At 66.3% G+C, this 24,910-nt stretch carries 24 protein-coding genes and 1 riboswitch; of the genes, 10 read left to right on the top strand and 14 right to left on the bottom strand.

All coding sequences use genetic code 11. The features are described 5' to 3' along the window. Window positions 1-2: 2 nt before the first annotated feature. Window positions 3-446: a D-aminoacyl-tRNA deacylase gene (gene dtd, locus ACSFA2_RS20355; RefSeq protein ID WP_435457145.1), complete on the bottom strand. Its 444-nt coding sequence runs from the start codon at window positions 444-446 to the stop codon at window positions 3-5. Beyond that, the gene (locus ACSFA2_RS20350) at window positions 443-1,378 is read right to left on the bottom strand and encodes a cation diffusion facilitator family transporter (protein ID WP_435457144.1); all 936 of its coding nucleotides are present in this window, start codon (window positions 1,376-1,378) and stop codon (window positions 443-445) included. The genes dtd and ACSFA2_RS20350 overlap by 4 nt, the downstream gene beginning before the upstream one ends. 126 nt (window positions 1,379-1,504) lie before the next feature. Between ACSFA2_RS20350 and ACSFA2_RS20345 the strand changes: the two genes are divergently transcribed. Then, entirely contained in the window at window positions 1,505-1,975 is a 471-nt protein-coding gene (locus ACSFA2_RS20345) for a FecR family protein (protein ID WP_435457143.1), read from the top strand. Continuing rightward, window positions 1,972-2,574 carry an OmpA family protein gene (locus tag ACSFA2_RS20340; protein WP_435457142.1) on the top strand — a complete coding sequence of 201 codons (603 nt, stop codon included), beginning with the start codon at window positions 1,972-1,974 and terminating at the stop codon, window positions 2,572-2,574. Before ACSFA2_RS20345 ends, ACSFA2_RS20340 begins: the two co-directional genes overlap by 4 nt. Window positions 2,575-2,587: 13 nt before the next feature. Here ACSFA2_RS20340 and tyrS read toward each other — a convergent pair whose 3' ends face one another. Next, window positions 2,588-3,820, bottom strand: coding sequence for a tyrosine--tRNA ligase (tyrS, locus tag ACSFA2_RS20335; protein ID WP_435457236.1), 1,233 nt, complete (start codon window positions 3,818-3,820; stop codon window positions 2,588-2,590). Window positions 3,821-3,979: 159 nt separating this feature from the next. Here tyrS and ACSFA2_RS20330 point away from each other — a divergent pair, with 159 nt between their 5' ends. Further along, window positions 3,980-5,335, top strand: a complete 1,356-nt coding sequence (locus ACSFA2_RS20330; protein WP_435457141.1) for a peptidoglycan DD-metalloendopeptidase family protein — start codon at window positions 3,980-3,982, stop codon at window positions 5,333-5,335. 29 nt (window positions 5,336-5,364) lie between these two features. Further along, the gene (locus tag ACSFA2_RS20325; RefSeq protein WP_435457140.1) at window positions 5,365-6,474 is read left to right on the top strand and encodes an anhydro-N-acetylmuramic acid kinase; all 1,110 of its coding nucleotides are present in this window, start codon (window positions 5,365-5,367) and stop codon (window positions 6,472-6,474) included. An 18-nt stretch (window positions 6,475-6,492) separates the two neighbouring features. Here the strand turns inward: ACSFA2_RS20325 and mdtD are convergent, their stop codons facing one another. The 7 genes from mdtD to ACSFA2_RS20290 form a co-directional block, all read right to left on the bottom strand. Beyond that, window positions 6,493-7,923 carry a multidrug transporter subunit MdtD gene (gene mdtD, locus ACSFA2_RS20320; protein WP_435457139.1) on the bottom strand — a complete coding sequence of 477 codons (1,431 nt, stop codon included), beginning with the start codon at window positions 7,921-7,923 and terminating at the stop codon, window positions 6,493-6,495. Window positions 7,924-8,013: 90 nt separating this feature from the next. Then, on the bottom strand, window positions 8,014-8,385 hold the full coding sequence (gene erpA / locus ACSFA2_RS20315) for an iron-sulfur cluster insertion protein ErpA (protein WP_435457138.1): 372 nt from the start codon (window positions 8,383-8,385) through the stop codon (window positions 8,014-8,016). Between the two features lie 213 nt (window positions 8,386-8,598). Beyond that, entirely contained in the window at window positions 8,599-8,991 is a 393-nt protein-coding gene (rpsI, locus tag ACSFA2_RS20310; protein WP_162569459.1) for a 30S ribosomal protein S9, read from the bottom strand. Continuing rightward, a complete protein-coding gene (gene rplM / locus ACSFA2_RS20305) occupies window positions 8,988-9,455 on the bottom strand; it encodes a 50S ribosomal protein L13 (RefSeq protein ID WP_262073483.1) in 468 nt (155 codons plus the stop codon). The genes rpsI and rplM overlap by 4 nt, the downstream gene beginning before the upstream one ends. Before the next feature lie 230 nt (window positions 9,456-9,685). After that, window positions 9,686-10,756 (bottom strand): porin, encoded by a 1,071-nt coding sequence (locus ACSFA2_RS20300; RefSeq protein WP_435457137.1) that lies wholly within the window; start codon window positions 10,754-10,756, stop codon window positions 9,686-9,688. 74 nt (window positions 10,757-10,830) lie between these two features. Beyond that, complete coding sequence (locus ACSFA2_RS20295; RefSeq protein ID WP_435457136.1) at window positions 10,831-12,111, bottom strand: S1C family serine protease; 1,281 nt, start codon at window positions 12,109-12,111, stop codon at window positions 10,831-10,833. Beyond that, window positions 12,108-12,728, bottom strand: a complete 621-nt coding sequence (locus ACSFA2_RS20290) for a hypothetical protein (RefSeq protein WP_435457135.1) — start codon at window positions 12,726-12,728, stop codon at window positions 12,108-12,110. The genes ACSFA2_RS20295 and ACSFA2_RS20290 overlap by 4 nt, the downstream gene beginning before the upstream one ends. Before the next feature lie 76 nt (window positions 12,729-12,804). On the opposite strand from ACSFA2_RS20290, the gene ACSFA2_RS20285 reads away from it, so the two are divergent. Beyond that, the gene (locus ACSFA2_RS20285; protein ID WP_435457134.1) at window positions 12,805-13,734 is read left to right on the top strand and encodes a 23S rRNA (adenine(2030)-N(6))-methyltransferase RlmJ; all 930 of its coding nucleotides are present in this window, start codon (window positions 12,805-12,807) and stop codon (window positions 13,732-13,734) included. Window positions 13,735-13,751: 17 nt separating this feature from the next. On the opposite strand, the gene ACSFA2_RS20280 is transcribed toward ACSFA2_RS20285, so the two are convergent. From ACSFA2_RS20280 to ahcY, 4 genes are read right to left on the bottom strand one after another with little or no spacing between them, the layout of a single operon-like run. Next, window positions 13,752-14,459 (bottom strand): septal ring lytic transglycosylase RlpA family protein, encoded by a 708-nt coding sequence (locus tag ACSFA2_RS20280; protein ID WP_435457133.1) that lies wholly within the window; start codon window positions 14,457-14,459, stop codon window positions 13,752-13,754. Further along, window positions 14,456-15,289, bottom strand: coding sequence for a methylenetetrahydrofolate reductase [NAD(P)H] (gene metF, locus ACSFA2_RS20275; protein WP_435457132.1), 834 nt, complete (start codon window positions 15,287-15,289; stop codon window positions 14,456-14,458). The genes ACSFA2_RS20280 and metF overlap by 4 nt, the downstream gene beginning before the upstream one ends. Next, window positions 15,267-16,067: a TlyA family RNA methyltransferase gene (locus ACSFA2_RS20270; protein ID WP_435457131.1), complete on the bottom strand. Its 801-nt coding sequence runs from the start codon at window positions 16,065-16,067 to the stop codon at window positions 15,267-15,269. Before ACSFA2_RS20270 ends, metF begins: the two co-directional genes overlap by 23 nt. A 10-nt stretch (window positions 16,068-16,077) precedes the next feature. Next, window positions 16,078-17,517 carry an adenosylhomocysteinase gene (ahcY, locus tag ACSFA2_RS20265; protein WP_435457130.1) on the bottom strand — a complete coding sequence of 480 codons (1,440 nt, stop codon included), beginning with the start codon at window positions 17,515-17,517 and terminating at the stop codon, window positions 16,078-16,080. A gap of 71 nt (window positions 17,518-17,588) precedes the next feature. Continuing rightward, window positions 17,589-17,657: riboswitch (S-adenosyl-L-homocysteine riboswitch) on the bottom strand. Between the two features lie 10 nt (window positions 17,658-17,667). On the opposite strand from ahcY, the gene ACSFA2_RS20260 reads away from it, so the two are divergent. The 5 genes from ACSFA2_RS20260 (at window position 17,668) to ACSFA2_RS20240 (ending at window position 24,879) form a co-directional block, all read left to right on the top strand. Further along, window positions 17,668-19,194 carry a hypothetical protein gene (locus tag ACSFA2_RS20260; protein ID WP_435457129.1) on the top strand — a complete coding sequence of 509 codons (1,527 nt, stop codon included), beginning with the start codon at window positions 17,668-17,670 and terminating at the stop codon, window positions 19,192-19,194. Window positions 19,195-19,316: 122 nt separating this feature from the next. Further along, entirely contained in the window at window positions 19,317-20,945 is a 1,629-nt protein-coding gene (locus ACSFA2_RS20255; RefSeq protein ID WP_435457128.1) for a peptide chain release factor 3, read from the top strand. Between the two features lie 13 nt (window positions 20,946-20,958). After that, complete coding sequence (locus ACSFA2_RS20250) at window positions 20,959-22,716, top strand: ArnT family glycosyltransferase (protein ID WP_435457127.1); 1,758 nt, start codon at window positions 20,959-20,961, stop codon at window positions 22,714-22,716. Beyond that, complete coding sequence (locus tag ACSFA2_RS20245; RefSeq protein WP_435457126.1) at window positions 22,713-23,696, top strand: glycosyltransferase family 2 protein; 984 nt, start codon at window positions 22,713-22,715, stop codon at window positions 23,694-23,696. Before ACSFA2_RS20250 ends, ACSFA2_RS20245 begins: the two co-directional genes overlap by 4 nt. Continuing rightward, window positions 23,674-24,879, top strand: coding sequence for an HAD-IIB family hydrolase (locus ACSFA2_RS20240; protein WP_435457125.1), 1,206 nt, complete (start codon window positions 23,674-23,676; stop codon window positions 24,877-24,879). Before ACSFA2_RS20245 ends, ACSFA2_RS20240 begins: the two co-directional genes overlap by 23 nt. Window positions 24,880-24,910: the final 31 nt, after the last annotated feature.

The raw sequence follows: 24,910 nt of genomic DNA, 5'->3' as shown, positions 1-24,910 counted from the left end.
CGCTACGCCGTCATCTGCAGCGGGATCGTCACGGGGCCGTCGTTGACCAGGTGCACCTGCATGTCGGCGGCGAACACGCCGGTCGCCACGACGGGATGCGCAGCGCGCGCCTGCGCCACGAACAGGTCGTAGAGACGCCGCCCTTCATCGGGTGCGGCCGCCTGCGTGAAGCTCGGTCGGTTGCCGCCGCTCACGTCCGCGGCCAGGGTGAACTGGCTCACGACGAGCAGGCCGCCGCCGATGTCCTGCACGCTGCGGTTCATCTTGCCGGCGTCGTCCGAGAAGATGCGCAGCTTGAGGATCTTGGCGAGCATCCGGTCGGCCACCGCATCGGTGTCGCCGCGCTCGGCGCACAGCAGCACCAGCAGGCCTGCACCGATCGCGCCGACGGTTTCGCCGGCGATCTCCACCCGCGCTTCGCGCACGCGTTGCAGCACGGCTTTCATTCATGCTCCCCCATGCGCACCGCGCGCGCTTCCATGTTGAGCGGCAGCAGCTGGATGGTGACGCGCAGGCCCGGCACCGCATCCATCAGCGATTGCTCGAGCGCATCGCGCAGCCCCGCCGCGCGCTGCAGCGACCAATCGCCGGGAACGTGCATGTGCAGGTCGGCAAAACGGCGGCGTCCCGCGCTGCGTGTGACGATGTCGTCGAAGCGCAGCTGCGCGCCGTCGGCCTGCTCGGAAAAGCGCGCGAGCGCGGCGTCGATCGCGGCGAGCGACGGCGCATCCAGCGCCTGGTCCATCAGGCCTTGCGACGAACGCCAGACCAGGTGCGCGCCCTCGCGCACGATGTTCAGCGCGACCCCGATGGCCAGCAGCGGATCGAGCCACAGCCAGCCGGTGAAGTGCACCGCGACGATCCCGATCACCACGGCGGCCGAGGTCCACACGTCGGTGACCAGATGCCGGCCGTCGGCTTCGAGTGCGATGGATCGGTGCGCGCGCGCCGCACGGAACATCGCGACGGCCAGCGCCGCGTTCAGCATCGAGCTGACGATCGACAGCGCCAGGCCCCAGCCGAGTTGTTCGATGGGCTGCGGCGACATCAGCCGCACGATGGCCGCCCACCCGATGGCCAGCGCCGCACCGATGATCAGGATGCCTTCGAAACCGGACGAGAAGTACTCCGCCTTGTGATGCCCGTACGGATGGTCTTCGTCCGCCGGGCGGGCGGCGATCGTCACCATGGCCAGTGCAAACATCGCGCTGGCGAGGTTGACGAAGGACTCCATGGCGTCCGAGATCAGGCCCATGGAATTGGTCACGTAGCCCGCCGCCCCTTTGAGCACGATGGTCACCAACGCAACGGCGACCGAGACGCGCAGCAAGGCCTTGGGGCTCCAGCGAAGAGATGAAGAAGGTGCAGGAGCAGGCATGGGCAGAGGGAAAAGCGGTACTAGACCGCACAAGGGAGCTGAATTATCGCGACCTGATCAACGCGGCGATGCGGTCGCGTACCATGCCGGGCCTCGCCTCGTGGCGACACCGTTCCAGGAGTGACCATGAACCATCGGATCCCGACCCTTCTGTGCATCCTTGCCCTGGCCAGCGGCGCCGCGTTCGCGCAGGCGACGGCCACACCGCCCGAACTCCAGGCCGGCACCATCAAGGCGGTGCGCGGCGACGTGCAGTTGCTCAGCGCCTCCGGCGCCCAGCGCGCCGCATCGCCCGGCGACGTGCTGATGCCCATCGACCGCGTGCTCACCGGTACGGACTCGGCCGCGAGCGTGGTGCTGCGCGACGGTACGACGATGGTGGTCGGCCCCTCATCGCGGCTGGACGTGAAGGAATTCCATTTCGACGCCACCACCCAGGATGGCGGCCTGTTGGTGTCCCTGCTGCGCGGCTCGATGCGCATGATCACGGGCCTGATCGGCAAAAAGCAGCCTGATGCGGTCCGCGTCGAGACCCAGACGGCTACCATCGGCATCCGCGGCACCGACTTCATCGTGCAGGCCGACGCCCAACCGTGACCTTCCACCGACTCGCTACCACTGTCTTTACCAGCTTTCTGATCGCGGCGTGCTCGTCCAGCGGCACCCGCGTCGTGCTCCTTCCGCAGGCCGATGGCCGACCATCGGCCGTGGTGGTCCGTTCCAATGGCGGCGAAGAGGTACTGGGCAAGCCGTATCAGCGAGCCACCGCCAGCCGCAACAACACCGGTGCGCCGGTGGTCGACCAGGCCGATCCGGCGCGCATCGAAGCTGAAAATCGCAGCCTGTTCGACATGGTGCCGCCGCCGCCCCAGCGCTACACCCTCTATTTCAGTGCCGGCGAAACGGCTCTGACGCCCGAATCGCAAGTCACGATGAGCGAAGCGCTGGCCGCCGCCGCCGCGCGCAACGGCGGTGAAATCGTGGTGACCGGCCACACCGACACGATGGGCACACTGGAACGCAACGATGACCTGTCGCGCCGACGCGCCCAGGAAGTGCGTCAGATGTTCGCGGACCGCGGTTTTCCCGCCAGCCGCATCCAGGCGGTCGGCCGGGGCGAACGCAATCTGATCGTTCCGACCGCCGACGAGGTCGAGGAGCCGCGCAACCGGCGCGTGACGATCGAGGTCCGCTGAGCGCCGGTGCGCTTCAGCCCAGCAGCACCCGCGCGAACTTGCGCTTGCCGACCTGCACCACGTAGCTGCCGGCCGGCAGCTTGAGGCCCTTGTCGCTCACGACGGCCGAATCGACGCGCACGCCGCCGCCATCGATCAGGCGGTTGCCTTCCGAGGTCGACGGCGCCAAGCCGGCCTGCTTGAGCAGTTGCGCAATGCCCAGCGGGGCACCCGACAGCGTCACCTCCGGAATCTCGTCGGGCACGCCGCCCTTGCTGCGGTTCGCGAAGTCCTGTTCGGCAACTTCCGCCGCGGCCACGCTGTGGAAGCGCGCGGTGATTTCCTTCGCCAGGGCCACCTTCGCGTCCTTGGGGTTGCGGCCCCCGGCGATTTCGGCCTTCAGCGATTCAATCTCGGCGATCGAACGGAAGCTCAGCAGTGTGTACCAGCGCCACATCAGGTCGTCGGAAATCGACAATACCTTGGCGAACATGGTGTTCGGCTCCTCGGTGACGCCGATGTAGTTGCCCTTGCTCTTGGACATCTTCTCAACGCCGTCCAGGCCCTCCAGCAGCGGCATAGTGAGTATGCACTGCGGCTCCTGGCCGTATTCCTGCTGGAGATGTCGCCCGACGAGCAGGTTGAACTTCTGATCCGTGCCGCCGAGTTCCAGGTCCGACCTGAGCGCCACGGAGTCGTAGCCCTGCATCAGCGGGTACAGGAACTCATGCACCGAGATCGACTGGCCGGCCTTGAAGCGTTTGGTGAAGTCGTCGCGCTCCATCATCCGCGCCACGGTGTACTTGGCGGCCAGCTGGATCATGCCGCGCGCCCCCAGCGGGTCGCTCCACTCGGAGTTGTAGCGAATTTCTGTGCGCGCCGGGTCCAGCACCAGGCTGGCCTGGCGGTAGTAGGTCTGGGCGTTGGCCTCGATCTGCTCGCGGGTCAACGGCGGACGGGTGCTGTTGCGGCCGGACGGGTCGCCGATGGTGCTGGTGAAGTCGCCGATCAGGAAAATGACGGTGTGGCCCAGATCCTGCAGCTGACGCAGCTTGTTCAAGACCACCGTGTGACCGATGTGGATGTCCGGCGCCGTCGGATCGAGCCCCAATTTGATGCGCAAAGGGACGCCGCTGGCCTCGGCACGCTGCAGTTTGCGCACCCATTCCTCTTGGGGGAGCAACTCGTCAGCCCCCCGCAGGGAGATGTCGAGCGCACGTCCTACAGCATCGGAAAGACTTTGGCTTGTAACAAACTCGGGCTTCATTGGGTTTTTTTGGCAGTTTTGCGTATGGCCGAAGCTATACTCAGCCCGACTTTCCAAGCGTCGGATTCTAAGCGGCGCTTTTCTTCCGCTCCGTCCTACAGCCTCGCCACGCGAGTTCAGTGCTGAGGACCCGCCGAACCGAAACAGGGCTTTAAGACGTTGATCAACGCCATTCTCGCTGCCGAGGAGCTGCTGGCTTCCCGTGTCGCACATACCTTCCGCACCTATCCGAAGCAGATCAGTGCCGCGATTGGCGCGCTCCTGCTGTGTGCAGGTGGCGGCGCCTTCGCCGTGGCATCGCTCGGCCCGGACGTGGCCGACCTGCCGGTCCGGCAAGTGCTCGAAGCCGTTCAGCCTCTGGCCTATGCCGATCAGGTCGAGGCGCTCGACACACACGACTTCACACTTTTCCGCACGGAACTGACCCGGGCCAGCGACACCATCGACGCGCTGCTCAAGCGCCTGGGCATCGCCGACCCGGCCGCGGCGGCCTTCGTGCGCGGCAATGCCGAAGCACGGGGTGCCTTGTTCAACCGGACCGGCCGCTCGGTGACGGCCGAAGCCGCCCGCGACAACACCCTGCAACGCCTGAGCGCACGCTGGATTCCCGACGGTGATGGCGGCTTCAAACGCCTGGTGATCGCCCGCGACACCAGCGGCAAGGGCTTCACAATCCGCACCGAGGCCGACCGGCTCACGGCCGCGAGCCGGCTCGCCAGCGGCGTGGTGCGCAGCTCGCTCTTTGCCGCGACCGATGAGGCCCGCATCCCCGATGCGGTCGCCAGCCAGCTGGCAGACATCTTCTCCGCCGACGTCGACTTCCGCGCACTGCGCAAGGGCGACCGTTTCGCCGTGGTCTACGAAACCTTCGAGGCCGACGGCCAGTCGCTGCGCAGCGGCCGGGTGCTGTCGGCCGAGTTCGAGAGCAACGGCAAGATCTACCAGGCGATGTGGTTCCAGGAACCCGGCAAGAAGGGCGGCTACTACCGCCCGAACGGCGACAGCCTGCTGCGCGCCTACCTGTCGTCGCCGGTCGAGTTCTCGCGCATCTCGAGCGGCTTCGCGATGCGGATCCACCCCATCCAGAACACCTGGCGCCAGCACAACGGCATCGATTTCGCGGCACCGACCGGCACTGCGGTGCGGGCCGTCGGCGACGGCGTGGTGGAATACGCCGGCCGGCAGAACGGCTACGGCAACATCATCATCGTCAAGCACCGCAGCAACCAGGAAACCGTCTATGCGCACCTCAGCCGCATCGACGTGAAGGTTGGTCAGGCCGTAAGCCAGAGCCAGTTCATCGGCGCGGTCGGGTCCACCGGCTGGGCCACGGGCCCGCATCTGCACTTCGAGTTCCGTGTGAACGGCGAGTACACCAACCCGGCCAACATCGCGCAGCAAGACGGCGGCACGCCGATCAGCGCTGCGGTGCGCCCGGTCTTCGAGCGCCAGGCGATCGCCACGCGCCGCGAGCTGGCCGCCGCCTTCTCGGTGGTCCAGGCGAGCGCCGACTGAGCCGCTCCCCGACGCCTCGCTGAGCGCGCATGGCCGAACGCTTCATCGGCCTGATGTCGGGCACCTCGCTCGATGGGGTCGATGGCGTCATGGCCGACTTCGGCGGGGGGTGCATCGCCGTGCTGGCGCATGCCAGCGCGCCCTTTCCCGACGATCTGCGTGCCGAATTGCTGGCGCTCAACACGCCGGGCCAGAACGAATTGCACCGCGCGGCCCTGGCAGCCAACGGCCTGGCGCGCCTCTATGCCGACGTGGTGCGGCAACTGCTGGACGACGCCGCCTGCTCGCCCGCCGACGTCACGGCGATCGGCGCCCACGGCCAGACCGTTCGGCACCAGCCCGGCGTGGTCGACGGCGTCGGCTACACGCTGCAGCTGAACAACCCCGCCCTGCTCGCCGAGCTGTGCGGCATCGAGGTGGTGGCGGACTTCCGCAGCCGCGACCTGGCGGCCGGCGGTCAAGGCGCGCCGCTGGTGCCCGCCTTTCACCGCGCCGTGTTCGGCCAGGCGCACCAGACCCTCGCGGTCCTGAACATCGGCGGTATCTCGAACCTGAGCGTGCTGCCTGCCGACGGTGGCACGGTGCTCGGTTTCGACTGCGGCCCCGGCAACGCCTTGATGGACCACTGGTGCCGCCTGCACACCGGCCGGCCTTTCGACGACGGCGGCCGGTGGGCGGCCAGCGGCCGCGTCGACCCGCTGTTGCTGGCGCGGCTGCGCGCCGAGCCCTTCTTCGCGCAACTGCCCCCCAAGAGCACCGGCCGCGACCTGTTCCACCCTGGCTGGCTCGACGCCGTGCTGGGCGACACGGCCCTGGCCCCGGTCGACGTGCAGGCCACGCTCACCGAGCTCACGGCATCCGCGTGCGCGCACGACGTGCGCCTGTACGGCGGCGACGCGACGGCACTGATCGTCTGCGGCGGCGGCGCGCTCAACGACCACCTCATGGCGCGCCTGGCCGCCCTGCTGCCCAAACTGATCGTGTGCGCCTCCGCTGAACGCGGCCTGCCGCCGCAGCAGGTCGAGGCCGCGGCCTTCGCCTGGCTGGCCCGGGCCACGGTCCGGCGGGAGCCCGGCAACCTGGCGAGCGTGACCGGCGCGCGGGGCGCACGGGTGCTGGGCGCGCTCTACCCCGCCTGACGCCCTGCTGCAGGGCGCTCAGCCGTGCCCCGAGACCTCGGGCTGCGGAGGCTGCACGGCTCGCGCTTCGGGTGGCAGGTGCCAGAAGATCAACGCCGAGGCGAGTGTGATCAGGCCCATGGTCGCGAACGTGGCCTGGAAGGCATGCAGGGTATCGACGGGCGCGGCACCGCCGAAGATGCCCGTATAGCCGCCGAGGACCGAGCTGGCGGCCGCCACGCCCAGGCTCATCGCCAGCATCTGGACCATCGACAGCAGGCTGTTGCCGCTGCTGGCCATGCTGCTGTCGAGATCGCGCAGCGTGACGGTGTTCATCGCCGTGAACTGCAGCGAGTTCACGGCCCCGAAGCAGAGCAGCAGGACGATGTGCAGCGCGACCGGCTGCCCCGGCGCCGTCAGCGCAAAACAGCCCATCGTGACGCCGACCAGCGCGGTATTGGCGACCAGCACCCGGCGGTAGCCGAAGTGCGTGATGAGCGGCGTGGTGAAGCGCTTCATCGCCATGCCCGCCATTGCGATGGGCAACATCATCAGGCCCGCGTGCAAGGGCGAGTAGCCCATCGACACCTGCAGCAGCAGCGGCACGAGAAAGGGCATGCAGCCGCTGCCCAGGCGAGAGAACAGGTTGCCGAGCAGGCCGATGCTGAGCGTCGGCACCTTGAACAGCACGGGCGAGAACAGCGGATCAGGCTTGCGCGCCGCCTGCAGCCAATAGGCCGTCAGGCTGGCAAAGCCGAACACCAGCAGCACAAACACGCTCACCTGCCGAAGCCCGAGTTCAGCCACGCCGTCGAGCGCGAGCGAAATCGCCACCATGCCGAACGCCAGCATGGCATAGCCGGTGGCATCGAAACGCCGGAGCACGGCGCCGCGGAGGTCCGGCATGAACCGCAGCGTCGCGATGCAGCCCAGCAGGCCGACCGGCACGTTGATCAGGAAGATCCAGTGCCACGACGCGTACTGCACCAGCCAGCCGCCCAACGTGGGACCGAGCAGTGGCCCGATCAGCCCGGGGATGGCGACAAAGCTCATCGCCTGGAGGAAGTCCGCCCGGGGCACCGTGCGCAGCAGTGCCAGGCGCCCCACCGGCAGCAGCAGCGCGCCGCCGAGCCCCTGCACCACCCGGGCGGCCACGAGCTGGCCGAGGCCTTGCGAGAGCGCACAGGCGACCGAGCCGAGGACGAACAGCACGATCGCCGAGAAGAAGATGCGCCGCGTGCCGAAGCGATCGGCGATCCAGCCCGATGCCGGGATCAGCATCGCCATGGTCAGCGAATAGGCCACCACGACGGACTGCATGCGCAGCGGGCTGACGCCCAGGCCGGCGGCCATGGCCGGCAGGGCCGTGTTGATGATGGTCGCGTCGAGCGTCTGCATGAAGAAGCCGACGGCGACGAGCCAGAGAAGGCTCTTGCGGACGGGGGCGACGGGGATGGCCTCTGGCGTCATGAGAAAGCAGGAAGATGGGAAGAACGACGGGCAGCAAAAAGCCGCCCGGAGGCGGCTTATCGAGGACGCTGGGTCAGCAGCATCCAGCCATCAGGCCGAGAAGCTCGAGCCGCAGCCGCAGGTGCTGGTGGCGTTCGGGTTCTTGATCACGAACTGCGCGCCCTGAAGGTCTTCCTTGTAGTCGATCTCGGCGCCGACCAGGTACTGGTAGCTCATCGCATCGATCAACAGCGACACGCCGTTCTTGGTCATGGTCGTGTCGTCTTCGTTGGTGATCTCGTCGAAGGTGAAGCCGTACTGGAAGCCGGAGCAACCGCCGCCCTGCACGAACACCCGCAGCTTGAGCTCGGGGTTGCCCTCTTCGGCGATCAGATCGGCCACCTTGGCGGCCGCGCTGTCGGTGAAGACGATCGGCTCGGGCATCTGGGTCGGGATCTGGATGGTTTCGGCAACAGCGCTCATGGCTTACTCCTGTGGGGGGTGGGCCGATTCGGGCGGCCAATGACTTCAATGCTACTTCAATAGCAAGAAAGCCGCCCCGAGGGGCGGCTTTCAGCACGTACGAAGTGCGGATATTCGCGTCGCGAGCCGCTGCAGGGCAAGGCGCAAACCGGAGCCGGACTCCCGTCCGGCGAGGATTTGCAACGCCGCCATGCAGTGGCGCAGCAGCGAAGATCAGCGCTTCGAGAATTGCTTGCGGCGGCGGGCAGAGTGCAGACCGACCTTCTTACGCTCGACTTCACGCGCATCGCGCGTCACGAAGCCCGCCTGGCTCAGCACCGGCTTGAGCGTCGCGTCGTAGTCGATCAGGGCGCGGGTGATGCCGTGGCGCGCTGCGCCGGCTTGGCCCGATTCGCCGCCGCCGGCCACGTTGATCATGATGTCGAAAGCTTCGACGTTGTTCGTCAAGAACAGCGGCTGCTTGGCGATCATGATGGACGTCTCACGGCCGAAATAGGCCTGGATGTCCTTGCCGTTGACCGTGATCTTGCCGGTGCCCTTTTTCATGAACACACGGGCGACGCTGGATTTGCGACGGCCGGTGCCGTTGTTCCATTCACCGATCATTTGGCGGCCTCACGTTGGGCATTGGTGGACAAGCCTGCGATTTCCAGGACCTTGGGCTGTTGTGCGGTGTGCGGATGTTCCGCGCCGCCGTACACCTTGAGCTTCTTGATCATGGCGTAGCCAAGCGGACCCTTGGGCAGCATGCCCTTGACGGCCTTTTCCAGGGCACGGCCCGGGAACTTGTTCTGCATGTCGCGAAAGTTGGTGGCACTGATGCCGCCCGGGTAACCCGAGTGACGGTAGTACACCTTGTCGATCGACTTGGCGCCGGTGACGCGCAGCTGGGCTGCGTTGATGATGACGATGAAGTCACCGGTATCGACGTGAGGCGTGTAAATGGCCTTGTGTTTGCCGCGCAAACGGAGAGCAACTTCGCTGGCTACTCGTCCGAGGACCTTGTCGGTCGCGTCAATCACAAACCACTCGTGCGTCACGTCAGCGGGTTTTGCGCTGAACGTTTTCATGAGTATCTTTCGACTTTGGTTTGCCCAACCGGAGTTGGTGTGGCTGTGCCCTTTTCCACGGTCGGTTTTCCTCTGGTGGGAATCTCTTAGGTGGGGGATCGCGAACCGGAACCGGCTCGCACACTTCGCCGCGGGGCTGCCAAAACGCTGCGAAGCCCGCGATTCTATGACGAAAGGCGGGCTCCGGGCAAGTTCCCTGCCAGCCCGGGGCCAGCGGGACCAGGCAACGGTCAGAAGCGGTGGCGCATGCCCAGGCCGACGCTGTTGCCGTGGCTCCGGTCCGTGATCCGGTCCTGCATGAGCACCGCGTACAGGTCGGTGCGCTTCGACAGAAAGTAGTCGTAGCCGACGCTGCCCGTCGTGCGACTGCCGTCGTAGGCGCCTTCGACCTTGGTGCGGGCAATGGCCGCCAGAATGGCGCCGGCGCCCACCGGCACCGACACGCCCAGCGATGTCGTCCTGGCATCGTAGTCGGCGACCTCGGTCTTGGCACCGCCATACGTCACGAAGAACTTGGCGAAACCGGGGTCGTACGACCCGCCGACCATCCAGTCCTTCTTGGTCTCCGGCACGGCCATGCCCGCCACGACGGTCGTCAGCGGCGCCGAAGTGCCCGAGTTCGACACCTGATCGCGCTCGTAATAGGCCGTCGCCGACCACGGGCCGTTGAAATAGAGAACGCTCAGACCGACATTCTTCTTGCCGTCGTTGCCCGTGGTGCTGAGCTGTTCGCCGAACTGGTACTGGAGCGTCGCCGTCAGGCCGCCGAATCGGGGGGTCGTGTACAGCATCTGGTTCCCCCAGCCCGTGTCCGAAGGCGTGGTGCGGTGCAACCATGCGGCGTTGTTCACGTTCGCATGCAACACCAGCGGCGAGAACGCGGAGGTATCGCCGAAGGGATTGGTCAGGATGGTCGGGATGAAATTCGGTGCCGCGGCACGGCCAAGCCGCAACGACCCCAGGCTGCCCGAGAGGCCCACGTTCGCGTCACGCGTGAAAAACGGGTCGCCATTGAAACGGCCGGATTCGCCGGTGTCGATCCGCATGAAAGAGGCCAGGACGAAGGTCGCGGACAACCCACCACCGAGGTCTTCGACACCCCGCATGCCAAACCACGAAGTCGTGAGGCCGCCGCTCCCCACCTGGTCGACGCGCCCGGGCGCACCCGCCATCCGGATGGAGCCGATGAAGGCGTCGGCCAGCCCGGACAAGGTAACGGTGGACTGTGCCTGGGCAGGCATGGCCGCGATCAATGCGGAGGCAGTGGCGATGAGCGCCAGCTGGCGATGAAGGAAGGGCATCGTGCGAATGTTGGAAATGTTGCACCCGATGCTAATCGCAGGCCAGCGGCCTCAGCCGGCCCGCGCACCGGTGTTCAGCGCAGCACGCGGACCAATTCGAAGGTTTCCCTGGAGGGTGTCACGCCGGTCCGAGTTCGGGATTCGAAGCGCACCACGCGACCGAGCACCGGGCTGTACAAGAGTTCGCCGGACAACGGAACGCCCGCGCGAACCGAAAAGGTTCCGAACTGCGGGTAGATCCATCCCTCGAAGGAGATCTGCAGCAAGCGCAGCTCGACCCCCTCCATCGTCTTCGAGCGCTCACCGACAACGGTGAAATCCAGATCATGGCGCCACTTTCCGCCTTGAGAAGGCACATAGTCCGCATGCCACCGCATGCCAGGACGCACGTCTTTCCGCACCCAACCGCCCGGCGGCGTGGACGCATCGTAGAAGCCGCCTGCTGGCGCTGTGATCGACACGACCCGCCCATCGGACTTCTCGACCCGACTGCCGCCGTTGAACAGCAGTTCGTCTCCGACGATGCGGTCGAGCCGGTACACCACGGAGGTGCTTTGGCCCGTCAGGTAGTCGGTAAGACGGTATTCGAGCGCCTGCCCCGGTCGCAAGGCGTCGGTCAGCTTCTCGGCGGCAGGGCGCGACGGCTCGATCGCCGTTGCAGCGGCCGTGCCGGCCGCTGCTGGCGACGCTGCGCGCGCTTCGAGTACCGCGCGTGCGCGCGACGGCAAATCGGCCACGAACTCTGCTGGAATGGCCGAGCCCGTCGGCACGCCGGGAGACGTGTCCGCCACCAGGATGCCCAGCAATCGACCTTCGCTGTCGAACAGGCCGCCACCGCTTGCGCCGGGGGCGGCCGTGACGGTGGTCTGCAGACGCCGCGTCTCCTCACCCTCACCGGCGCGCAACGCCGACAACAGGCCTTCCGACAGCGTGTTCTCCAATCCTTTCGGATTGCCGACTGCGTACACCCGCTGACCCGGCCGCGCCAGCCCGGGCGGTGCGAAGGAGACCGACGGCGCGGGAAAGCGCGCCACGCTGAGCTGGCACAGATCCCGCACCGGGTCGGGAAATTCGAGCGTGGCGCCGTAGCTCACATTGTCCTGCCGCACCACGACACTGCTGGCCTTGGCCAGCACACGGCAACTGGTGACCAGGCGGCCTGGCCCTACCACTACCGCACTGCCGGTTTGCAAGGGGCGCTCCTGTGCGTCGAGCGTGCGCACCGACCAGACGCTGGGCGCAACGCGGGCGAAAAGCACATCGGGCTCCAGCGCAGTTGCGCTGCCGCCGGTACCCCCGCAAGTGAGCAGCAAGGCCAGGCTACGGAGGGCAGCGGATTGGCGTACGCGGCTCATGGCTTGCTCGGCAGCAAGCCGCGGAGATCGTCGATGGACACATGCGGTGTGGAGGAAGTGTTGGCGGCGACGGGCGTGGCCGCAGAGCCCCCCGGAGCGGCGGCTGCAGGTAAGGCGGCTGCTGGCGCAGCGGCCAGCGCGGTGGTGCCGACACGAACGCCCGCCAGTGGCTGCTCGCCAACCTGTGCTCCGCGGTCGAAGGTGCGCACCTCGCCGAAGACCAGTTGCATCCAGCTGGGATAGTTGAAGCCCGCACCGGTGCCCGAATCGATCGCCGCGCCCACCAGCCCGCCGAGAACCACGTTGCCGACCATGCCGCCGTTGATGCGCGAGGTCGCCTGACCGCTGGCCGGCAGGTAGCCGGCCTGTTTGCACTCGATGTTCAGCGTACCGCCCGAACGGCGCACCAGGGCGCTCGAGCCCGACAGCGCAACGGTCTCGGCCTTGTCGTTGGCGACGTTGCATTCAGCCCCTTCGATCATCTTGCCGTCGGCGGTCAAGGTCTCGATCGTCACCGCCTGATTCGTCCCGTGCACCACCGAGGCGCAGCCTGTGAGAATGGAGAGCAGACACAGCCCCGCACACAGGCCCCAAAATCGCCAGTTCGAAATCGCCATCCCGACCCCTTGTATTCGAATGTTACGAGCGGTCGAGTCTAGCGATCGCCCTCCTTCTCTCCAGGCACTATTTCACATGTTCAGCTACCGCCACGCCTTCCATGCCGGCAACCACGCCGACGTGCTCAAGCACACGGTGCTGATCGCCACGCTCGAGCATCTGCTCGAAAAAGACGCGGCGCTCACCGTGGTCGACACCCATGCCGGTGCCGGCCTCTACCGGCTCGACGGCGACTACGCCGACACCAGCGGCGAGGCCACGCAGGGCGTGCTGCGGCTGCTGGAGCCACCTGTCGCTGCCGTCGTTGCGGCGAAGAAGGCGGCCGCGACAACCGACGCGCCCCTGGCCGATGCCATCGCCCGTTACCTCGGGGTGATCGGCGACTTCAACCCCAAGGGCGGCGCCAAGGTCTACCCCGGTTCGCCCTTCATCGTGCAGCACCTGCTGCGCGAGCATGACCGGCTCAAGCTCTTCGAGTTGCACCCGACCGATTCACGCACGCTCAACGCCAACATCGCACAGCTCGAGGCAGGCCGGCAGATCGCCGTGTTCAGCGAAGACGGCTTCGGCAGCGCCACCAAGTTCCTGCCGCCACCGTCGCGCCGCGCGCTGGTGCTGTGCGATCCGAGCTACGAGCTGAAGACCGACTACGGCCGCGTGCTCGACTTCGTCGGCGAGGCGCTCAAGCGCTTCGCCACCGGCACCTACGCCGTCTGGTACCCGATCATTCCGCGGCCCGAGGCGCACGACCTGCCGCGCCGACTCAAGACGATGGCCACCAAGGCAGGCAAGTCGTGGCTGCACGCCACGCTCACCGTCAAGTCGAGCAAGATCGTGACGGCGCCGACCGGCGAGACGCGCCGGCCCGGGCTGCCTGCCAGCGGGATGTTCCTGATCAACCCGCCCTACACGCTGAAGGCGCAGATGGCGGCGGCACTGCCGCAGTTGGCCGAACGGTTGGGCCAGGACCGCAACGCCACCTTCTCGCTCGACGCGGGCGGCTGAACGCCGACGCTAGCTAGCTAGTTGCGGCGCCGCGCCGCGACCTCGCGCTTCGGCCTGGGGGCAGGCGGCGGCGCCTTGGCTTGCACACGCTCGGCATCGGGGTTGGGCTGCAATGCCGTCACGTCGGCCACGGCGCCGTTGCAACGCATGCCCGGCTGGTCGACGACGTGCAGCGCGACTTGCTTGATGCCGGTGCTGACCATGTCCAGCGCCTCCGCCGCGGCCCGGCTCAGGTCGATGATGCGGCCCGAGGAGAAGGGTCCGCGGTCGTTGACGCGCACCAGCACCTCGCGGCCGTTGACCAGACTCCGCACGCACACGACGGTGTTGAAGGGCAAAGTGCGGTGCGCCGCGGTCATGGAGCTCATGTCGAAGCGCTCGCCGTTCGCGGTCTTGCGCATGTGAAAGCCGATGCCGTACCACGAAGCGCCTCCGCGCTGGTAGATGGTGCGCGGTGCGTCGTCGCCCGGCACACCGTCGTCGGGGCCGAGCTCGTCCTGGCCCGAGGAGGCCAGGTCGTAGCGCGCGGCCGGCACGGCCGAACGGGGACGGGCCCCGGCCGGCACCGACAGATCGCGGGTCAGCGGCCGCAGGCCTGGCGCGGCAGGCGCCGACGGCCGGGCCTCATCGCTCGATGGCGGCGCAACGCAGCCCACCAGCAGGCCGGCCAGCAAGACTGCGAAGCCCGCCCGCCAGGGCACACCGCCGGCGCCGCAGAGCGTCATGCGCGCCTGCCGAGCCGCTCCAGCAGGGCGAGCGTGGCAACGGATTGGTTCATCGTGTAGAAATGCAGCGCCGGTGCGCCGCCGTCGCGCAGCTGCTCGCACAGGCGCGTCACCACGTCGAGGCCGAAAGCCTTGATCGACGCAACGTCGTCGCCGTAGCTCTGCAGCCGCAGCCGGACCCAGCGCGGAATCTCCGCGCCGCAGGCGTCGGAAAAGCGCATGAGCTGCGTGGAACTGGTGATGGGCATCACGCCCGGCACGATCGGCGTCGCGATGCCCCGACGCTGCGCCTCGTCGACGAAGCGGAAGTACGCGTCGGCGTTGAAGAAGTACTGGGTGATGGCCGAATCGGCACCGGCGCGCACCTTCTCGGCAAAAGCATTCAGGTCCGACTCCGGCGAGCGCGCCTGCGGATGCACTTCGGGGTAGCACGCCACCTCGACGTGGAAATAGCGGCCCGTCTCCTCGCGGATGAAGGCCACCAAGTCGCTCGCGTATTGGAACTCGCCGCCGGCGCCATAGCCGCTGGGCAGGTCGCCGCGCAGGGCCACCAGGCGCTTGACGCCCATGGCCTTGAGCTCACCGAGTTGGGCGCGCACCGTGGCCTTGGTGGCGCCGATGCAGGAGAAGTGGCTGGCGGCATCGCCACCCTCTTCCAGGATCTCGCGCACCGCCGCGAAGGTGCCGTCGTGCGTGGAACCGCCGGCGCCGTAGGTCACCGAGCAGAACTCGGGCTGCATCGCATAGAGCTGCTGGCGAACCGCGCGCAGCTTCACCGCGCCTTCGGGCGTCTTGGTCGGAAAGAATTCAAAGCTCAACGGAAGTTGCATGGGCAGCTCCGGCAGGGCCGTCGTCGCGGACGGCGTGAATGAAGAACTCGCGGTTGCCGTCGCCCCCGGCGATCGGGCTGTCGAGCCAGCGCACCACGCGCAGGCCGAGCGCGGCACAGGCGTCGCGCAGGCGTTGCTCGACGATCGGGTACATCGCCTCGTCGCGCACGATGCCGCCCTTGCCGACCTGGCCGGGCTGCAGCTCGAACTGCGGCTTGACCAGCATCAGCAGGTCGCCGCCGGCCGCAAGAAACGGCACCACGGCCGGCAGCACCAGCGTGAGCGAGATGAAGGACAGGTCGCCGACGATCAAGTCGAACGCAGGGTCCTCGTCCTCGGGAAAATCATCGGCCGTCAGCGCACGCGCATTGACCTTCTCGATGGCGGTCACCCGCTCATCGGCCCGGATGCGGTCGTGCAGTTGGCCGTGGCCCACGTCGATCCCGACCACATGCACGGCGCCGTGCTGCAGCAGGCAGTCGGTGAAGCCACCGGTCGACTGACCGATGTCGAGGCAGCGACGGCCGGCCGGGTCGACACCCGTCGCGGCCAGCGCGCCGTCGAGCTTCAGCCCGCCGCGCGACACGTAACGCGACTCGGCCGCATCGTCCAGTTCGAGCTCGGCAGATTCTGGAATGTCGTCGCGGTTTTTGCCCACGATGCGCCAGTCGGCGCCGCTGCCGGCGTCGCGCCAACGCAAGCCACCCGCGATGAGGCGGACGGCTTGGGAGCGCGAGGCGGCGAGGCCGCGTTCTACGAGCAATTGATCGGCACGCAAGGTGCGCCGATCAGTAGCGGTACGTGTCCGCCTTGTACGGACCCGCTTTGTCGACACCGATGTAGGCGGCTTGCGCGTCCGTCAGTTCGGTCAGCATCGCGCCGACCTTCTTCAGGTGCAGGCGTGCAACCTTCTCGTCGAGGTGCTTGGGCAGCACGTAGACCTTGCCGACTTCGTACGCGTCGGGCTTGGTGAAGAGCTCGATCTGCGCAATGGTCTGGTTCGCGAACGACGACGACATCACGAAGCTCGGATGGCCCGTGCCGCAGCCCAGGTTCACCAGACGGCCCTTGGCCAGCAGGATGATCTTCTTGCCGTCCGGGAAGGTGATGTGGTCGACCTGCGGCTTGATCTCTTCCCACTCGTACTTCTCGATCGACGCGACGTCGATCTCGTTGTCGAAGTGGCCGATGTTGCAGACGATCGCCTGGTCCTTCATCGCAGCCATGATGTCGTGCGTGATGACGTCCTTGTTGCCGGTGGTCGTCACGAAGATGTCGGCCTTGTCGGCGGCGTATTCCATCGTCACGACCTTGTAGCCTTCCATCGCGGCCTGCAGGGCGTTGATGGGGTCGATTTCCGTGACCCACACCTGGGCCGACAGCGCGCGCAGCGCCTGGGCCGAGCCCTTGCCCACGTCGCCGTAGCCGGCCACGACCGCGACCTTGCCGGCGATCATCACGTCGGTGGCGCGCTTGATGCCGTCCACCAGCGATTCGCGGCAGCCGTACAGGTTGTCGAACTTGCTCTTGGTGACCGAGTCGTTGACGTTGATCGCGCGGAACTGCAGCGTGCCCTTGGCGGACATCTCGTTCAGGCGGTGCACGCCGGTGGTCGTCTCTTCGGTCACGCCGATGATCTCTGCCGACTTGCGGGTGTACCAGGTCGCATCGATGGCGAGCTTGGCCTTGATGGCGGCGAAGAGGATGGTCTCTTCTTCGCTGGTCGGCTTGGCCAGCACGCCCAGATCCTTTTCAGCCTTCTGGCCCAGATGCATCAGCATCGTGGCGTCGCCGCCGTCGTCCAGGATCATGTTCGGGCCTTCGCCCTTCGAACCCTTGGGGCCGAAGTCGAAGATCGCGTGGGTGTAGTCCCAGTAGTCCTTCAGCGACTCGCCCTTGATCGCGAACACCGGCGTGCCGGCGGCGGCGATGGCGGCGGCAGCGTGGTCCTGCGTCGAGAAGATGTTGCACGATGCCCAGCGCACTTCGGCGCCGAGCGCTTGCAGCGTCTCGATGAGCACGGCGGTCTGGATCGTCATGTGCAGCGAACCGGTGATGCGCGCGCCCTTGAGCGACTGCGCCTTCGCGAATTCGGAGCGGATGGCCATGAGGCCGGGCATTTCGGTTTCCGCGATGCGGATTTCCTTGCGGCCCCAGGCGGCAAGGGACAGGTCGGCGATCGCCTGGTCGGCGGTGGCAACGGGGGTGGGCTTGAGAACAGCGCTCATGAGAACTCCAAGGCAAGTTGAAAACTGCCGCTGTGTTCGGGTCGACCGGAAAGGGGACTCACCGCGAGAACAGCGGATGAGCGTGGTTGCGATGGGGTCCGAGCCTCACGCCTGATGGCGCTGCAACGCTCCTCGGAGCCGACATTCTAAATGTTCGGCGTCACAAGGCAGCCACCGTCACATTCATTTTCCTTTCATCCAGTAACATTTACGCGGGCGCCGCCAGGGCACGGCCAGGAGGCGATTCTCAAAACACAGCGCAAAAAGCGCGAAAGGGAGTTGGATATGCGAGGAATTTCGAGGGCGCTCTGCGGATCGTTGCTGCTGAGCATGCTGTTGGCCGGTTGCGGAGGCGGCGGCGGTGACAGCGGTGAAAGCGCAAGCGCCAATCTGTCGAACGGCGGCACCACCCCGGCGCCGGCGGAGGCGCAGCTGACCGTCAAGGTGACCGTCAACGGCGCGCAAGCCGCGCCGGACGCGTCTGGCACTTACGCCGTGAAGCCGGGCGATGCCGTGGTCGTGACGCCGAGCCAGGCGTCCAGCTGGACGTCGACCAACGGAACGGCGAGCGCGATCACGCTGCGCAACCCCAGCATCTCCGGCAGCCAATGGGCGTCGCAGTTGGTAAACACGCTGACCGCTACAGCGCTCTACACGGTGACCGCCAGCGTGGGCACCACACTGAGCGCCACGGTCGCCTTCAGCGTGGCCGCTGGCGACGCGCGCAATGGCACCTACAAGGTCTTTGCGACCAATGGCACGCAGCAGACGCTGACACTCAACGTCGACACGAAGACCTACGAAATGCGCGAGAACGCCACCGCGGCGGAGTCCGGGTCGATCAGCGAGGACGCCAGCGTGACCGGCACCTACATGTTCGGCAGCAGTCGCATCACCACGGTCGCCAACACGGCGCGCTTCAGGTTTGCGCAGGACACTGTCGTCGGCGCGTTCCCGTTCACCGTCACCCAGGCTGCAACGACCAGCTACGCCGTCCAGCCCTTCGTGGCTTCTCGCGCCTTGGAAACGAGCGCGAGCGCACTCGACGGCGTGTACAACCGCTTCGGCATCGACGTTGCGCCAGCATCGGCCTCGTCGACCATCTCGCAATTTCAGATCGCAGGCAGCGGCACCACACTGGTTCGCTGCGTAGACAACACGATCTACCGCATTGACCAGTGCCCCGCCTTGTCGCTGCAAAGCTGGACTGTCTCGCAAGGTTCGTCCGCCGGCACGTGGGTGATGACTGAAGTTGCCAATCCGAGCAACTACTCGACCTTCGGAGTAGCGCGCCTCGGCGGCGAGAAGGTCTTCCTGATCGCCGGCAAGCTGGTCGGCAATCCAATGGCGTCCGTGTTTCGCATCGGCGTGACCGAGAGCAACGCCTGGCCGACGGGTTCCGGTTACGGCAGCAGCACGTCCGGCTCGTGGGGCTCGGTGAACGTCCAGGCGACGACTTCCACCCGCGCCGCGCTCGCCATCGACGGCACCACATCGACCGCCCAGAACACCTTCGGCCCCATGAATGCGCTCGGCCCGCTGGGCATGCGGGAGATCACCAACGGCGCCGGTGCGGGCGACTACTACTTCGCGATGCAGGGCGCCAAGCTCTTTGCGATCGTCGGCGCTGACAACCCATCGACTGCCGGCTATCTGCAGATCAATCTGATCGACTGACCCAGGCAGGCCCACTGACGGCGCGCGCCGTCAGTGGGCTCGCTAAAATCGTCGGCTTTGCGTAGCCGCCGCGCCGTAAGCGCCACGCGCTCATCGTTCTTCGCGCGCCCCGCGTTCACGCCATGACCTTCGAATCCGAAACCCGCCGCCGTCGCACCTTCGCGATCATTTCCCACCCCGACGCCGGCAAGACCACGCTGACCGAAAAGCTGCTGCTGTTCTCCGGCGCGATCCAGATCGCCGGCTCGGTGAAGGCGCGCAAGGCCTCCCGCCACGCCACGTCGGACTGGATGGAAATCGAAAAGCAGCGTGGCATTTCGGTGGCCTCGTCGGTCATGCAGATGCTGTACCGCGACCACGTGATCAACCTGCTCGACACGCCCGGCCACAAGGACTTCTCGGAAGACACCTACCGCGTGCTGACTGCCGTCGACTCGGCGCTGATGGTGATCGACGCCGCCAACGGCGTGGAAGCACAGACGCGCCGCCTGATCGAGGTCTGCCGCCAGCGCGACACACCCATCATCACCTTCGTCAACAAGATGGACCGAGAAGTGCGCGAGCCGCTCGACATCCTCGACGAGGTGGAACGCGAGCTCGGCATGCCGTGCGTGCCGATGACCTGGCCGGTCGGCCAGGGCAAGAGCTTCCGCGGGATCATGAACCTGCGCACGCAGGCGATGACGGTGTTCGAGTCCGGCAAGGAACGCCTGTCGGACGATTTCGAAACCATCCCGCTGAGCGACCGCGACACGCTGACCAAGCGCTTCGGCGCCGACTTCGAATCGGCCATGGACAGCATGGAACTGGCCACCGGCGCTTCGCCCTCCTGGGACCGCGAAGCCTTCCTCGCCGGCAAGCAGACGCCGGTGTTCTTCGGCTCCGGCGTGAACAATTTCGGCGTGATGGAAGTGCTCGACGCGCTGGTCGACCTCGCGCCGCCACCGCAGTCGCGCATCAGCACGACCATGGTCAACCGCCAGCCGGTCGTGAAAGAGGTCCTGCCCGAAGACAAGGACTTCGCAGGCGTGGTCTTCAAGGTGCAGGCCAACATGGATGCCAACCACCGCGACCGCATCGCTTTCGTGCGCATGGCCTCGGGCAAGTACACGCCCGGCATGAAGTTGAAGGTACAGCGCACCTCGAAAGAGCTGCGACCCACCAGCGTTGTCACCTTCATGAGCCAGCGCCGCGAGGCCGTGGAAGAAGCCTACGCCGGCGACATCGTCGGCTTCACGACGCACGGCGGCGTGCAGCTGGGCGACACCATCACCGACGGTGCGAACCTGATGTTCACCGGCCTGCCCTTCTTTGCGCCGGAACTCTTCATGACGGTGATCTTGAAGAACCCATTGCGCACCAAGCAGCTGCAACAGGGCCTGGCGCAGCTGGGCGAAGAAGGCGCGATCCAGGTCTTCCGCCCCGAGATCGGCGGCCCGATGCTGCTGGGCGCAGTGGGGCAACTCCAGTTCGAAGTCGTGCAACACCGCTTGAAGGCCGAGTACGACGCCGACGTGCGCCTCGAAGGCTGCCAGTACACCGGTGCCCGCTGGATCACCGCCGACACGCCGGCCGAGCTGCGCGAGTTCGTCAACGCCTACCCGGCGCGCATGGCGCTCGATGCGGCGAACACGCTGGCTTACCTCTGCACCTCGCCCTATGACGTGCGGCTGGCGCAGGAGCGCTTTCCGAAGATCCATTTCCATCCGTTGCGGGAGCATGCGGGGCTGGCGTTGCAGTCGGCGGGCTGACAAGCGGGCCGACATGAACAAGCTTGGATTTTTGCTGGGGCAGTACAGCGCGATCGCTTTGGTCGCGGCGGCATGTTGGGGGTGGGGTGAAGCGCTGTTGCACCGCTTGAAAATCGATCGCGATCCTTTCAGCCGCATCGGCGCCCCGCTGGCCATCGCGCTGGGTCTTGGAATCGGCATCTGTGTTCTGCAAGGCCTCGCCATCGCCGGGCAACTGACGGTGCTTTGCGTGAGCGCCCTGATTGCGACCGGGGTGCTTCTGGGCGCGTGGCAGGCGTTCGCGTCAAGAACCGTGCTCCGACGACCTTCGTGGCGAGCCCAATGGCAGGCAACGCCCGCTTCTGAGCGCTGGGGTTTGGCGGCGCTTGCGGTCGTCTTGCTCTCAACGCTGACCACGCCATTGTCCCCACCGACGCAGTGGGACGAATTGATGTATCACCTACCGCATGCGCGGCAGTGGGCCGAAAGCGGTCACCTAACGGTGAACGAATGGCTGCGGTACCCCTGGTTTCCCTACGACTTCGATCTGCTGTACGCCGCTGCCCTGCTCTTCGACAACGACGTGCTCCCGCACCTTCTGCATGCCTTGGCAGGCTGGCTCGTGGCATGGCTGATCTATCGACTGGCTGTTCAGCATCTGGACCGGCTGACGGCCTGCGTGGCCGCATCGCTGTGGGTGCTGCTGGCCGCCGAGGAGTTTGCCCGCGCCTATATCGACATGGGTGTGGCTCTCTTCGTGCTGGTTGCGGGCATTGCCTACCAAGCCTGGCGATCCACCGACGATCGTCGATGGCTGCTGCCCTGCGCCTTCGCGTTGGGGCTCGCCGTGGGCTCGAAGTACCAGGCGCTGACACTGTTGCCGTTGTTTGCCGTGGGTTTGATGTTGCACGATCGACGCCCAACGACGTGGCTGCTCGTCGTCGGCGCCTTGCTCATTCCGTGCATCTACTGGTATGGCCGGAATGCCTTGCTGACGGGTGATCCGTTCAGCCCCGTGGGAGGACGGATTTTTGGCTTCACGGACTGGAATGCCGCCGACTATCAATGGCAATTCGAAGACCTTCGACGGGCGCGCGGCTGGCCCGCCTGGCCCTTGTGGCCGGCGCTCGTGGTTCCCTTCATTCCGGCACTGAGACGCAGCGTTGCTGTGCGCCGCGCGCTGATCATGGGCGGCTACATGACCGGGGTCTGGGCAGTCAGCGTGCCTTACCCCCGCTACCTGTTGTCTGCTTATCCCGTGCTCGCGTTGCTGTCGGCTTCAGGCAGCGTGTACCTGATCCGTTTTGCGTCCACGGTATGGCCGCTTCTGCGCAAGCGCGCGGTCGTGGTTGCCGCGGCGTCCCTTTTGCTGCTCTACCTGGCACTGGCAGCGACCGCGGAAGTGGTCCGGTACTGGAAGCGGATATCGCCGACTCCCGAAGCACGCACGGCGCTGCTGACGCAGCGTGTGCCCGCATATGCGATGTGGTCGTATATCCGGACACACCCGGTCGGCCGCATCTATCAGTTGGGCAATGAAGACTCGCTCTTCTACGCGCCGCAGCCGGTTTGGGGTGAAATTTTCGGCCCCTGGCGCTACCAGGACTATGCATCGCTGAGCGCCGCAGACCTCTACAAAAAACTGACTGCAGAGCATTTCGACGCGTTGGTTGTCCATACAGAACGGTTTCCACAGGTGGCGATACAGCCAGAATTTGCACGCTATTTCGACAGCGCAAGGACAGAAGGATCCGTGAAGCTCTACAGATTGAAGTCGGAAGGTACGCCATGACCGCCCCCCATGCCGATGCCCGCATCGGCCCCCGCATGGCATTCATCCTTCCCTGTTTCAATGAAGCCGGCGCCATTGCGACCGTGATTGCGGATTGCAGAGCCGCTTTGCCTCAGGCGGCGATCCATGTCTTCGACAACAACTCCACAGACGACACCGCGGCCATTGCCCGCGCGCATGGCGCGAGAGTGACGCATGTTTCGTTGCGCGGCAAAGGCAACGTGGTGCGCCGCATGTTTGCCGACGTCGAAGCCGATGTCTATGTGATGGTCGACGGCGACGCCACCTACGACGTTTCGAACACCGCGAAGATGGTCGATCGCCTGGTGAACGAGAACCTCGACATGGTGGTGGGTGCGCGGTTCGACGACGGCCGCAACCCGCAGACATATCGCCCCGGGCATCGGCTTGGAAACACGCTATTGACATCGGCGGTGAGTGCTCTGTTCGGTGGACGCTTCAAAGACATGCTGTCCGGCTATCGTGTGTTCTCGCGACGCTACGTCAAATCGTTTCCGGCCGCAGCCCATGGCTTCGAAACCGAAACCGAACTCACGGTCCATGCACTCGAATTGCGCATGCCTTACCTGGAGGTACCCACCGCCTACCTGGCTCGGCCCGAAGGCACCCAGAGCAAGTTGTCCACCTTCCGCGACGGATGGCGCATTCTCGGCACGATCCTTCGTCTGTTCGTCAGCGAGCGGCCGCTGGCCTTTTTCACCGTTCTGGCAAGCCTGCTGGCCCTGCTTTCGGTGGTATTGGCCACACCGCTGATGATCGAGTACCTGCATACGGGGCTGGTTCCTCGCCAGCCGACCGCACTGCTGTCCGTCGGCATCATGCTGTCGGCTATGCTGACTCAGGCGAGCGGCGCGATCTTGCACACCGTCACGCTTGGCCGGCAAGAAGCCAAGCGTCTGATCTACCTCTCGATTCCGGCACCGCTCTTTTCGCTCCATGCTGAAGACGGTTCTTTCTAGCCGGTTTGTTCGTTTCGGTATGGTCGGCGTTGCCGGCCTGCTCGTCGATTTGGCCGTGCTGCACTTGTTGGCGCCGTGGCTGGGCTGGTTGGTGGCGCGTGTCGTGTCATTTTTAGCGGCGGCGTCCAGCACGTGGTGGCTCAACCGGTCCTTCACCTTTCGAGGTGCATCGGCTTCCCACGCGGGAATGCCCATCGGCCGTGAGTACCTGACGTACCTTTCCTCGATGCTCGGCGGCGCGGCCATCAACTACACGGTGTACGCCCTGACCTTGCACTGGATGCCCGGTGCCGCCGCGCCGACCATCGGCGTGGCATTGGGCAGTTGCGCCGGCCTGCTCTCCAACTTCACCGCCGCACGAATGCTCCTCTCACGCCACCCCACCAAGGAACGCATGCTGCCCCTGGCGCAATGGCCCGCCGCGTCGCGCGCACCGCTCGTCGGCGTCTTCACCGACATCGACGACACCCTCACCACCGAAGGCGCGATCACGCCGGACGCCTTGCAGGCCCTGGCCGCGCTGAAGGCCGCCGGCCTGCAGGTGGTGGCGATCACCGGCCGGCCGGTGGGCTGGAGCGAGCCCTTCGCCACGAGCTGGCCGCTGGACGCGATCGTGGCCGAGAACGGTGCGGTCGCGCTCGAGCGGCAGCCCGACGGCACGCTGCGCAAGCGCTACCAGCAGGACCTGGCCACGCGCACGGCCAACTACGCGCGCATGCAGCAGGTGCTCGGGCGCATCGAGCGCGAGATGCCCGGCGTGGTGCGCGCCACCGATTCGGCCGGGCGCGAATGCGACATCGCCATCGACCACAGCGAGTTCGCGCATCTGAGCCAGGCGCAGATCGACGAGGTCGTGCAACGCATGCAGGGCGAAGGCATGCATGCCACCGTCAGCAGCATCCACATCAACGGCTGGTACGGCGACCACGACAAGCTCGTCGGGGCGCGCTGGATCGTGCGCGAGCTCTGGGGACGCGACCTCGATGCCGAGATGGACCGCTGGGCCTACGTCGGCGACTCGACGAACGACCAGCTGATGTTCAAGACCTTCGCGCACAGCATCGGCGTGGCCAACGTGGCGCGCTTCGTGCCGCAACTGAAAGATTTTCCGCACTATGTCGCGCAGGGCGAGCGTGGCGCCGGCTTCGCGGAAGTGGCCGCCGCCGTTCTGGCCGCACGCTGACGCGTTCGCGGCCGTTGGCGTAGCATGTCGG

Origin of the sequence: Variovorax cryoconiti, assembly GCF_051216395.1 — a bacterium.
In the GTDB taxonomy this organism is placed as follows: domain Bacteria; phylum Pseudomonadota; class Gammaproteobacteria; order Burkholderiales; family Burkholderiaceae_C; genus Variovorax.
Note: the sequence above shows the minus strand (reverse complement) of the source record. Positions and strands in the feature narration are given on the sequence as shown.